Here is an 11,006-nt window from a genome sequence, read left to right as displayed (position 1 = left end):
CGCATCAAGCAGCGCTTTGAAGCGCGGCTCTTCCTCGTGCGCGACCGGGCGCAGGGTGATGTCGTGCACGTTCACGCCGCTACCTCGCCAACCAACAGTGGCGGGCAGTTTGGACCAGACGAAGGGAATTGTCCAGAATCGAGGGTAAATCCCTCAACTGCTGGTCAGTCAGAGTCAGAACGGTTTCGCCCTGATTGGAGGGGCTTATAGGCTGGACGCGGCGGGGAAGACTGCTCTATAATGAAGGGCTTCGTCTGAGACAGGATGCACATGCTGCGATTCTCGGACAAGTCGGGGCCGTTAGCTCAGCTGGTAGAGCAGGGGACTCTTAATCCCTTGGTCGTAGGTTCGAATCCTACACGGCCCACCAGCTCTTGAAGGCTCGCGGTGCATGCTCCGCGGGCCTTTTTTCATGCTGCCCATCCTAGGTTCAGGCCGCTATTCTCCACCCCCACTGATCTTCACCTTTGAAGAGTAGGATACCAATGTCCTATCCGAGCCGCAGGGGCGAACGATTTGATGTTGATGCCCCCTTAGGTGTCGATGGCCAGCAGGCTGCGGATGGGGCAAAGGCGCAAGAGATTATTCCAGGTGGGCCGAAGACCTGGCTGCGCGAGCCCCCCGGAGCGACTGCTCAGGACGATTGGCACGGCGGTAATCATTGGTCGCTGCCCTGGTCGGACTTGATGATGGTGATGTTCGTGCTGTTCGCGGTGCTGATGACACAGCAGATGCGGACGAATTTCGAACTCATCGAAGCCGCCGAGCACCAAAAGATCGTCGCAGAGCTGATCCCCGAGACGGAGCCTGAGTCCGAGCTTGAACCCGCGTCGGTGCTTGAGCCCGAACCTGAGCCAGAACCCGAGCTGGAACCGATGCTTGAACCCGAGCCGGTGCCACTGCCTGAGCCGGAACCTGAGCCGGAACCCGAGCTGGAACCGATGCTTGAACCCGAGCCGGTGCCACTGCCCGAGCCCGAGCCCGAGCCTGAGCCGGAACCTGAGCCGGAACCTGAGCCGGAACCTGAGCCGGAACCTGAGCCGGAACCTGAGCCGGAACCTGAGCCGGAACCACTTCCGATTCCGCGGCCGAGTTTCGAGCCCTTGATGTGGTTGAATGTATTCGCGCGCAGCCAGGATGCGATCCGCGAGGCACGCATCGACAACGTCGAGGTCGTCTTGATGGAGGATCAATCGGTGAAGGTCAGCGTGCAGGGGCCGATGTTCTTCGAACTCGGGGAGGCGACGCTGCAGTCCGAGGTGCTGGAGTTCCTCGATCGCTTGGCAGCGGTGATCGAGCAGACCCCCTTCGCCGTGCAGGTGATCGGGCACACCGATGACAATCCCATGGATACGGAGCAGTTTCCGAGTAACTGGGAGCTATCGGCCGCGCGGGCGGCGCGCGTGGCGCGCTATCTCATCGACAGCGCCGGCATCGATCCGCGCCGCTTCACCGTCATCGGACGCGGCGAGATCGAACCCGCAGTTCCCAACACCACGGCCGCTAATCGCGCGCTCAATCGGCGCGTGGAGATCATCATTACCCGAGACGAGGTCGAGCCCAAGGAGACGGCGGAATGAGTATCTTGAATTATCTGGCCGCAGTGTTCTTCGGGGCGCTGTTCGTCGCCAGTTTCGCACTCGGAAACGATGCCGGCCTGTTCGTGAATCTGGTCGGTCTGAGTGTCGTCATCTCCGGCACCCTGGGCGCGACCTTTCTCAGTTATCCCATCGGCGACATCCGCTCCGCGTTCTTCGTCGCCCGCAACAGCTACACACGCAAACTGCCGACCGAGCACGAGATCATCAACTCGCTGCTGGACATGGCGGTGCGCTCCCGCTACCAAGGGATTCTGGCGCTCGAGGAGTTGGAGGATCAGACCACGATCAGCTTCCTGCGCTCGGCCCTCGGCATGCTCGTGGATGGCTATCGGCCCGCCGAGGTGCAGGAAATCCTCTCCACCGAGATGCACTATTTCCGCCAGCGCCGCGCGCAGCATGAAAAGTTGTTCCGGCACATGGGACGGCTGGCGCCCGCCTTCGGCGTGGCCGGTTCGGTGGTCGGACTGATCGGGATGCTGACCGGGATCGGTGATCCCGAGGTCATCATCAGCACTATCCCGATTGCCCTGACCTCGACCCTGTACGGGATCGTGCTCGGCAACTTCCTGCTGATGCCGGTCGCGGAGAGCATCCATGCCAAGACCGAGAAGGAGCTGATGCTGCAGATGCTGATTAGTGACGGTGTGATGGCGATCCTGCAGGAGCAGCACAACACGATCAAGTTGACCAAGAAGCTGGAGTCGTTCCTAACGCCCTCGGGGCGCACCGACGCATCGCCTAGTCTGCTCGAGATTCGCGATCGCTACCAGGCATTACATGGAAAGACGATTGCTGAAATGGGATCTCGGACAGCGGCCGGAGAGGCGGCGGCCCAAGCCAACCGTCCATGATGGATACCGGGATGCATGCCGGGTTGCATGCAGGTGGCTAGGCGGGCCTAGCGAGAGAAGGTGGCGCTCCCTAGGGGATTCGAACCCCTGTTACCGGCGTGAGAGGCCGACGTCCTAACCACTAGACGAAGGGAGCGGAAGCGATGCGAAGAATCGCGTATTATACGCAGGTTGCCGGCGCGCTCAAGTCGAAATCGCCGCATCGGTTCAGTCATTACCCTCACCTTTAAGGAACCCTGGTCCGCTTGCTCTCCGACACTCTTCCCGAGCCTCTGATCGTCCCGCGCCCTGAGCATTCGATCTCGCGCGCCCACATCAGCCCGAACGCGCTCAAGGTGCTCAACCGCCTCAAGCAGGCTGGGTTCCAGGCGTATCTGGTCGGTGGTGGCGTGCGCGATCTGCTGCTCGGCCACGAGCCGAAGGACTTCGATATCGCCACCGATGCAACGCCGGAAGAGGTGCGCGGCGTCTTTCGCAATTGTCGGCTGATCGGGCGGCGGTTCCGACTCGCGCATGTCTTCTTTGGGCGTGAGATCGTCGAGGTTGCCACCTTCCGCGGCAGTAATGCCGAGGGCGGCAGCGAGACCGAGGCCCAGGTCACCGAGCAGGGGATGATCCTGCGCGATAACGTCTACGGCAGCATCACCGAGGACGCCTTGCGCCGGGACTTCACGGTCAATGCGCTCTACTACAATATCGCCGACTTCTCGCTGGTCGACTACGCCGGCGGGCTCGCCGATATCGAGCAAGGGCGCCTGCGCCTGATCGGCGCTGATCCGGTGGCCCGCTACCGCGAAGACCCGGTGCGGATGCTGCGCGCGGTGCGCTTCGCCTGCAAGCTCGGCTTCATCATCGATCCAGACTGCGCCGCGCCGATCCGTGAGCTCGCCGGGTTGCTCGGCGAGATCTCGCCGGCGCGCTTGTTCGAGGAGGCGCTCAAGCTCTTCCACGGCGGGTATGCGCTGCAGGCCTTCGAGAAGTTGCGCCACCATGATCTGTTCGCGCAGCTGTTCCCCGAGACCGATGCCTGCCTCGCGCGCCAGGAGCACGACTTCCCGATCACCTTCGTCAGTCGCGGGCTCGATAACACCGATCGGCGCATCCTCGAGGGCAAGCCCGTCGCTCCTGCGTTCTTGTTCGCGGTGCTGCTATGGGAGCCAGTGCGGCTGCGCTACCACGCCCTGCTGGCCGAGGGCATGGCCTCGGCCGAGGCTATCGCGCTGGCCTCCCACGAGGTCGCCTCGGCCCAGCAGCGGCGGGTGGCGATTCAGAAACGCTTCGCGCTGCCGATGCGCGAGATCTGGGCCCTGCAGCCGCGGCTCGAACGCCGCCAGGGTAAGCGCCCGCTGGTGCTGCTGAGTCATCCGCGCTTCCGCGCGGCCTATGATTTCCTGCTCCTGCGCGCCGAGGCCGGCGAGACCGATCCCGAACTCGCCGAATGGTGGACACGCTTTCAGGACGTCGATGCCGCCGAGCGCACCAGGATGCTCAGCAGCTCAGCCCCGCGCAAACGCAAACGGCGCAAGCGCAAGCCGAAGGCGAAAGGAGAGGCGGTGGCGGCGAGCGCTGGCAAGGAGGCTGCCAGCGAGGCGGGCGTCGCGACCACGGCGCAACCGCGCAACGGCCAGGCCAATGAGTGAGTCGCCCATGCGGGAGTCACCCGCGACGGCCTCGCCAGCGATCGAGGCGGCAGCGGCTGGGTGTCCGCCGCGCCTGCCGGTCTACATCGGGCTCGGCGCCAATCTCGCCGATCCGCGCCATCAGGTCGAGCAGGCGTTGCTGGAACTACGCCGCCTGCCGCAGTCGCGGCTGGCCGCCGTCTCGCCGCTCTATCGCACCGCGCCCGTCGGTCCCGCCGATCAGCCGGATTTCATCAATGCGGTCGCCTGCCTGGAGACAGCGCTGGAGCCGCTGGCGTTGCTCTCGGCGCTGCAGCAGATCGAGCGCCATCACGGGCGCATCCGCACCGGCCGCCGTTGGGGCCCGCGTACCCTGGATCTGGATATTCTATTGATCGCCGATCGCGAGCTGGATGTGCCGGGCCTGCGCGTGCCACATCCGCACATGCAGACGCGCGCCTTCGTGCTGGTGCCGCTCGCCGACATCGCACCGCCCCGGCTCGACATCCCTGGACAGGGTCCGTTGGATGCGCTGCTGGCCGTGGTCGCCGACGAGGCCCGTACCGTGGTGCCGGTGCGCACGCAGGCGCCACGCCTCGACACCCGCCGCTCTGGGAGCCTCTGAGCCTGATGCCCACTGCAACCATCACCACCACGGCGTTGCGCGCGTGCAAGCAGCGCGGCGAGCCGATCGCCTGTCTGACCTGTTATGACGCCGCCTTCGCGCAGCTGCTCGAGCGCGCCGGGGTCGAGGTGCTGCTGGTGGGCGATTCGCTCGGCATGGTGGTCCAAGGCCACTCCACCACGGTGCCCGTGACCCTGGATCAGATGGTCTACCACAGCCGCTGCGTGACCCGTGTCGCCGAGCAGAGCCTGGTCATCGCCGATCTGCCGTTCATGAGCTACGCGACCCCGGAGCGGGCCTTGGAGGCTGCCGCGCGCCTGATGGGCGAGGGCGGCGCGGCGATGGTCAAGCTCGAGGGTGGCGAGGCGCTGGCCGAGACCGTCGCGCGCTTGACCGCGTTCGGCGCCCCGGTCTGCGCCCATCTCGGGTTGCTGCCACAGTCGATCCATCAGCTCGGTGGCTATCGGGTGCAGGGCCGGGATGCCGAGATGGCGGCGCGCATCGAGGCCGATGCGCTCGCGCTGCAAGCGGCCGGTGCCTCGCTGCTGGTCCTGGAATGCGTGCCAAGCGCCCTGGCAGCGGCGCTGGCGCAACGGCTGCACATCCCGGTGATCGGCATCGGCGCCGGCCGGGGCTGCGACGGCCAGGTGCTGGTGCTGCACGATATCCTCGGGCTGACGCCGGGCAAGGCGCCGCGCTTCAGCAAGAATTTCCTCGCCGAACGCGCGGATGACGGTGCCAATGACAAGGCGGAGGTGAGCATCGAGGCGGCGGTGCGGGCCTATGTCGCCGCTGTCAAGGCAGGCGCTTTTCCGGCCCCCGAACACACCCTGGCCTGAGCCTGATCGATGGAACACATTGAACGACTGAAAACGCTCCGCGGGCGCCGCAGCGCATGGCGCCAGGCGGGTCTTCGCGTTGCCCTGGTGCCGACCATGGGCCACCTGCATCCTGGCCATCTGTCGTTGATCCGTGAGGCCAGGGCGCGCGCCGATCGGGTGGTGGCGAGCGTCTTCGTCAATCCGCTGCAGTTTGGTGCGGGCGAGGATTTCAGCCAGTATCCGCGCACCCTGGAGCGCGATTCGGACATGCTGCGCGATGCCGGCTGCGATCTGCTGTTCGCGCCCTCGGAGGCCGAGGTCTATCCGCGTGGACGTGAGGGCCAGACGGCGATCGAGGTGCCCGGGCTGTGCGATCAGCTCTGTGGGGCCAGCCGACCGGGCCATTTTCGCGGTGTCGCTACCGTGGTCGCGAAGCTGCTCAACATGGTGCAGCCGGAGGTCGCCATCTTCGGTGAGAAGGACTTCCAGCAACTGTTGATCATCCGCCGTCTGGTCGCAGATCTGAATCTGCCGGTCGAGATCGTCGGCGCGCCGATCGTGCGCGAGCGAGATGGACTCGCGATGAGTTCGCGCAATAGCTATCTCAACGCCGCCGAGCGTGCGATCGCGCCACGGCTGCATGCCAACCTGGTCGCGGCGGCGACGCGCTTGCGCGCCGGTGTGAGCTGCGAGGCCGTCGAGCACGAGACCGAGCAGGCGCTCGCGGCGGCCGGATTCGAGCCGGACTATGTGAGCGTGCGGCGGCGCTCAGATCTCGCCAAGCCCGCGCCCGCGCCGGGCACTCCGGACGATCGCGCGCTGATCATCCTCGCTGCGGCCCGGCTCGGGCGCGCCCGCCTGATCGACAACCTCGCCTGTGATCTCGATGCCTCCCTTGCCTAGCCAGCGGCCGGGTTGAGGCGATAGAATATATTGCACTGCAGCATCCGCTGCCGACCGACACGCTGACCAACACCGCTCGCACGCCTGTCCCGCCCATCCGCCGGTGCAAGCATGCCCCCATCTTGACCATGACTGTCCTGACCTCGGCGCGGAGATTCTGTGCCGACGGGCCCGTAGTGATGACAGAAGGCCGTTGCCCAGGGAGATGATGACCAATGCAACTCACTCTGCTCAAATGCAAGCTTCATCGCGTGTGCGTGACGCAGGCCGAGCTCGACTACGAGGGCTCCTGCGCCATCGACGAAGACCTGATGCGCCAGGCCGGCATCCGTGAGTTCGAGCAACTGCACATCTACAACCTGGCCAATGGCGAGCGCTTCAGCACCTACGCGATTCGCGCCGAAGCGGGCTCGCGCGTGATCTCGATCAACGGCGCCGCTGCGCACAAGGCGAGCCCGGGCGATCGACTCATCATCTGTTGCTACGCGGGGATGAGCGAGCACGAGGCGGCCCAGTTCGAGCCAACGCTGGTGTATTGCGACGAGCACAATCAGGTGACCCGGCTCGGCCACCAGATCCCGGCTCAGGCGGCCTGAAGACGCCTTGCCCCTGCCTGCCGTGCACTCCTAGCTGCGGGGCGCGGCGGCGACACCCGCTCAGGCCGAAAGCGCCTCGTTTTGCTCGAGGCGCGCGCCGAGTGCCTCTTGATAGAACAGCTCATAGCGCTTGGCGCTGGCCTCCCAGCTCAGATCTTGCGCCATCCCGGTCTGCATCAACTGCCGCCAACGCTCGGGCGCCTGGTGATAGAGATCGAGCGCGCGCTCGAGCGCGTCCCACAGGGCCTCGGCATCAGGGCTGTCGAACAGGAAGCCGGTCGCCTCGTTGCCGGCGAGTGTATGCGGGTTGGTATCGACGACGGTGTCGGCGAGCCCGCCCGTGCGACGCACGATCGGCACCGTGCCATAGCGCAGGCTGTACATCTGATTGAGCCCGCAGGGCTCGAAGCGCGAGGGCATCAGGAACAGATCGCTGCCAGCCTCGATCAGGTGCGCGCGCGCCTCGTCATAGCCGATGCGCACACTGAGCTGGCTCGGGTAATGCGCGGCCTGTTCGAGCAGGCGTTGCTCGAGCGCGCGCTCGCCTTCGCCTTGCATCACCAGTTGCACATCGCCCTGCGCCAAGAGCCGGGGCAACAGGTCCAGGATCATATCGACGCCTTTTTGCTCGACCAGCCGGCCGACATGGCCGAGCACCAGGCTGTGCTCGGCGTGCGGGAGGTCGAAATGGTGCTGCAGCGCGACCTTATTGGCGGCTTTCAGCTCCAGGCTGTCACGGCCGTAATTCTGTGGCAGCGTCGCATCCTGTAGCGGATCCCAGGTGCGGTAATCGATGCCGTTCAGGATGCCCTGGAAGCGACTGCCGAGCTGTCTCAGCAGGCCGTCGAGGCCACAGCCGTAAGTGGCCGTGCGTGCCTCGGTGGCATAGGTCGGGCTGACGGTGTTGATGCGATCGGAAAAGACGAGGCCGCCTTTCAGGAACGACATGCGCTGGTGGAATTCGACCCCGCCGATCGACCAGAGCGCCGGCGGGAGCCCGAGCCGATCGAAGGTCGCGCGCTCGAACACGCCCTGATAAGCCAGATTGTGCACCGTGAAGACCACCGCTGGTCGTTCCTCGTAGCGGTCCAGGAAGACGGGCGCGAGTCCGGTCTGCCAGTCATTGCAGTGCAGGACATCCGGGCGCCAATCGAGCGTGGGCAAGCCGAGCGCCACGCGCGCGAGCACGCGCGCGAAGAGCAGAAAGCGCTCTGGGTTGTCCCCCCAGTCGCCACCGCTGACGTCGGTGTAAGGATTGCCCTCGCGGCAGAAGTAGGCCGGCGCCTCGACCAGATAGACCGGCAGATCGCGGTCCGGGAGCAAACCGCCGAGCAGCGACACCGGCCCCTGGGTATTCTTGAGACTTAGTTCACTGAGCACCCGCAACTCGCGCACCAGGCGTTTGGCCTGCGGGTAAGCCGGGATGATCAAGCGGGCATCGTGGCCGAGCTCTCGCAGCGCGGCGGGCAGGCTGGAAGCCACATCGGCGAGACCGCCGGTCTTGACCAGCGGGTGCGCTTCGCTACTGGCGAACAGAACGGCTTGGCCGCCGCGAGCGAGAGAAGGGGACATGAGATCGGGTCCGAGGCTTGTGATGTTTATTAACGGGTCTCACCCATTGAACCTAGCATACAACGTTTATCTTGAGGGGGCTCGCATGCAGGCGGATTGTACATTGGTGATCTTTGGCTCGACCGGGAATCTTGCGCGCATCAAGCTGTTGCCGGCGCTTTATCACCTGGAGGTGGCGGGTCATCTGCCCCCTTCGATGCGGGTGCTGGGGTTCGGGCGGCGCGATTGGAGCGATCAGCACTGGCGCGACGAGGTGCGCGGCTGCGTCGAGCACTCGGCGCGCGGTGGGCTCGATGAGGCGGCGCTACAACGATTGCTCGAGCGGCTCTTCTTCGTCGAGGGCGATCTCACCGATGGGGCGGGCTTCGAGCGGCTCGCCGAGCGTCTGCGCGGCAACGAGGGTTTTGCACGCAATCTGATCTTTTATCTAGCCATTGCTCCGGGCCAGTACGGCCATGCGGTCGATGGGTTGGCGGCGCAGGGGCTCAACGAGCAGCGTGATGGCTGGGCGCGCCTGGTGGTCGAGAAACCGTTCGGCTATGACCTGGAGAGCGCCGAGATCCTCGATGAGCATCTGCACCGGCACTTCAGCGAGGAGCAGATCTTCCGCATCGACCATTATCTCGGCAAGAGCACGGTGCAGAACGTGCTGGTGTTCCGCTTCGCCAACCTGCTGCTTGAACCCCTTTGGAATCGCAATTACATCGATCATGTCCAGATCACCCATGCCGAGTCACGCGGCATCGATTCCCGGGCTGGTTTCTACGAAGGGGTCGGCGCCCTGCGCGACATGATCCAAAGCCATCTGCTGCAACTGCTGACACTGGTGGCGATGGAGCCACCGCCGAGCCTGGATGCCGAGGCCCTGCGCGACGAGAAGGTCAAGGTGCTGCGCTCGATCCGTCCGATCAGTCGCCAGGCGGTGCATGCCCAGGCCTTTCGCGCCCAGTACCGAGCCGGTGAGGTCGATGGTGAGCGGGTCGCCGGTTATCTCGACGAGCCCGGTGTTGATCCGCAAAGCGCCACCGAGACCTATGCCGCGCTCAAGCTCTACATCGACAACTGGCGCTGGCGCAACGTGCCTTTCTACCTGCGCACCGGCAAGCGCATGAGTGGCACCGATTCGCTGATCAGCATCCGCTTTCGCCATCCGCCGCAGCAACTGTTCCAGGACACCCCGATCGCGCGGTTGGAACCAAACTGGCTGCTGATCAATATCCAGCCCACTGAATGTATTCGCATGGAGCTGCAGGTGAAGCAGGCCGGGCTCGAGATGCGCACCGTCACCGAACGCCTGGACGCCAACACCTGCTTCATGGGCAGCGAGCAGATCGATGCCTACGAGGCGCTGCTCCTGGACACCATCGAGGGCGATCATTCGCTGTTCCTGCGCTACGATGAGGTCAACTACGCCTGGCGCATCGTTGATCCGATCCTCAAACTCTGGGCCACCGAACGCAACTTCATCCACACCTATCCAGCCGGCTCTTGGGGGCCGGCCGAGGCGACGCGGTTGTTCGACAAGGACGACCAAGACTGGCGCAACGGCCTTGATGATTGAGTCACGATATAAGCGAAAAGAGCGAAAGTTTTTTGCTATGCGGTACTTCATTATCACCAATTTTCTACAATTGGAAAGGTCTCATAGCAAGGTCTCACACACTTGGCCCCATGAGCCGAAACGCCTTCCCGTGGTTTTGGCAACCTGCTCGCTGCTTGTGATCGGCGGGCAGGCGCTTGCGGCGCCGGCGGCGGCTGTCCGGCGCCGTCAGCGAGTTATTGATACTTCTCGCAGCCGGACTTGTCTTTGATCGAATCCAAGAACATCGCGTCGTACCAGGACACCTCTTTGTCACAGATGTGGTAGAGGTTCACCGAATTGGCATGGCCCTTAAAGTAAAGGGCGATTCCAGCGACAACCATGGCGAACAGAAACAACAGGACTAGTGATCTCATCAACGTTTCTCCTCAAGTGACGGCCCGTGAGGCCGATGTCGTCTTGATCTCACTGCAGAGTAGTGAAACCCAAGCGCCCCCTGTAAGTCCGCAGCGGCCCGAGACCTGGGGTAGACGAGGGTTACCGCCGTATGACGATCGGGGGCGACAAGGTTAACAGAGATGCGAAAGCATCGGAACCAGAGATGGCGGAGTCCGCGAGAGCCGGTCGGTCCAGACTAGGACGGTGATGTTCCTTGCTCTGTGCGCTTGTGTACAGACGCTCAACATGGCGGGCGCTATGGTGGTGCCTGCCCTATGCTAAAAGGATCTGAACAGGAGAAACGCTATGCCTCTATTGACCAGTTAACAATTATCCGGACACTTTCATTGCGCATACTGAGTATACGGGAGCTTGAAGAACGACTTGATCAGCTCGGTTTCTTCTTTCAGTGACCGCAATGCTGATTGTACGGAGTGCTT

At 64.0% G+C, this 11,006-nt stretch carries 10 protein-coding genes and 2 tRNA genes; 9 read left to right on the top strand and 3 right to left on the bottom strand.

Annotated features, from left to right (window positions below; genetic code table 11):
• Positions 1-294 precede the first annotated feature (294 nt).
• The 3 genes from CCR82_RS17490 (at position 295) to CCR82_RS17480 (ending at position 2,452) form a co-directional block, all read left to right on the top strand.
• Positions 295-370, top strand: a tRNA-Lys gene (locus CCR82_RS17490).
• 115 nt (positions 371-485) lie between these two features.
• Positions 486-1,580, top strand: a complete 1,095-nt coding sequence (locus tag CCR82_RS17485; RefSeq protein ID WP_201247098.1) for an OmpA/MotB family protein — start codon at positions 486-488, stop codon at positions 1,578-1,580.
• Positions 1,577-2,452 (top strand): motility protein A, encoded by an 876-nt coding sequence (locus CCR82_RS17480; protein WP_201247097.1) that lies wholly within the window; start codon positions 1,577-1,579, stop codon positions 2,450-2,452. Before CCR82_RS17485 ends, CCR82_RS17480 begins: the two co-directional genes overlap by 4 nt.
• A 61-nt stretch (positions 2,453-2,513) precedes the next feature.
• Here CCR82_RS17480 and CCR82_RS17475 read toward each other — a convergent pair.
• A tRNA-Glu gene (locus CCR82_RS17475) sits at positions 2,514-2,588 on the bottom strand.
• Between the two features lie 109 nt (positions 2,589-2,697).
• Between CCR82_RS17475 and pcnB the strand changes: the two genes are divergently transcribed.
• The 5 genes from pcnB (at position 2,698) to panD (ending at position 7,016) form a co-directional block, all read left to right on the top strand.
• Entirely contained in the window at positions 2,698-4,092 is a 1,395-nt protein-coding gene (gene pcnB, locus CCR82_RS17470) for a polynucleotide adenylyltransferase PcnB (RefSeq protein WP_242513581.1), read from the top strand.
• Positions 4,093-4,099: 7 nt separating this feature from the next.
• The gene (gene folK / locus CCR82_RS17465; protein ID WP_201247096.1) at positions 4,100-4,696 is read left to right on the top strand and encodes a 2-amino-4-hydroxy-6-hydroxymethyldihydropteridine diphosphokinase; all 597 of its coding nucleotides are present in this window, start codon (positions 4,100-4,102) and stop codon (positions 4,694-4,696) included.
• 5 nt (positions 4,697-4,701) lie between these two features.
• Complete coding sequence (gene panB, locus CCR82_RS17460; protein ID WP_201247095.1) at positions 4,702-5,535, top strand: 3-methyl-2-oxobutanoate hydroxymethyltransferase; 834 nt, start codon at positions 4,702-4,704, stop codon at positions 5,533-5,535.
• Between the two features lie 9 nt (positions 5,536-5,544).
• Complete coding sequence (gene panC, locus CCR82_RS17455) at positions 5,545-6,420, top strand: pantoate--beta-alanine ligase (RefSeq protein ID WP_201247094.1); 876 nt, start codon at positions 5,545-5,547, stop codon at positions 6,418-6,420.
• A 215-nt stretch (positions 6,421-6,635) separates the two neighbouring features.
• Entirely contained in the window at positions 6,636-7,016 is a 381-nt protein-coding gene (gene panD / locus CCR82_RS17450) for an aspartate 1-decarboxylase (RefSeq protein WP_201247093.1), read from the top strand.
• Positions 7,017-7,076: 60 nt separating this feature from the next.
• Here the strand turns inward: panD and glgA are convergent, their stop codons facing one another.
• Complete coding sequence (gene glgA / locus CCR82_RS17445) at positions 7,077-8,588, bottom strand: glycogen synthase GlgA (protein WP_201247092.1); 1,512 nt, start codon at positions 8,586-8,588, stop codon at positions 7,077-7,079.
• 85 nt (positions 8,589-8,673) lie between these two features.
• On the opposite strand from glgA, the gene zwf reads away from it, so the two are divergent.
• Entirely contained in the window at positions 8,674-10,149 is a 1,476-nt protein-coding gene (gene zwf / locus CCR82_RS17440; protein ID WP_201247091.1) for a glucose-6-phosphate dehydrogenase, read from the top strand.
• A gap of 215 nt (positions 10,150-10,364) precedes the next feature.
• On the opposite strand, the gene CCR82_RS17435 is transcribed toward zwf, so the two are convergent.
• Positions 10,365-10,544, bottom strand: a complete 180-nt coding sequence (locus CCR82_RS17435; protein WP_201247090.1) for a hypothetical protein — start codon at positions 10,542-10,544, stop codon at positions 10,365-10,367.
• Positions 10,545-11,006: the final 462 nt, after the last annotated feature.

This window comes from Halochromatium salexigens, assembly GCF_016653295.1.
GTDB classification, from domain to species: Bacteria; Pseudomonadota; Gammaproteobacteria; order Chromatiales; family Chromatiaceae; genus Lamprobacter; species Lamprobacter salexigens.
The sequence above is the reverse complement of the archived record's forward strand: the minus strand, read 5'-3'. Positions and strand labels throughout refer to the sequence as shown.

Excerpts from the sequence above, each read along its gene's own strand:
- CCR82_RS17485 (WP_201247098.1), top strand. The coding sequence starts at position 486 with ATGTCCTATCCGAGCCGCAGGGGCGAACGATTTGATGTTGATGCCCCC.
- CCR82_RS17480 (WP_201247097.1), top strand. The coding sequence starts at position 1,577 with ATGAGTATCTTGAATTATCTGGCCGCAGTGTTCTTCGGGGCGCTGTTC.
- folK (WP_201247096.1), top strand. The coding sequence starts at position 4,100 with ATGCGGGAGTCACCCGCGACGGCCTCGCCAGCGATCGAGGCGGCAGCG.
- panB (WP_201247095.1), top strand. The coding sequence starts at position 4,702 with ATGCCCACTGCAACCATCACCACCACGGCGTTGCGCGCGTGCAAGCAG.
- panC (WP_201247094.1), top strand. The coding sequence starts at position 5,545 with ATGGAACACATTGAACGACTGAAAACGCTCCGCGGGCGCCGCAGCGCA.
- panD (WP_201247093.1), top strand. The coding sequence starts at position 6,636 with ATGCAACTCACTCTGCTCAAATGCAAGCTTCATCGCGTGTGCGTGACG.
- glgA (WP_201247092.1), bottom strand. The coding sequence starts at position 8,588 with ATGTCCCCTTCTCTCGCTCGCGGCGGCCAAGCCGTTCTGTTCGCCAGT.
- zwf (WP_201247091.1), top strand. The coding sequence starts at position 8,674 with ATGCAGGCGGATTGTACATTGGTGATCTTTGGCTCGACCGGGAATCTT.
- CCR82_RS17435 (WP_201247090.1), bottom strand. The coding sequence starts at position 10,544 with ATGAGATCACTAGTCCTGTTGTTTCTGTTCGCCATGGTTGTCGCTGGA.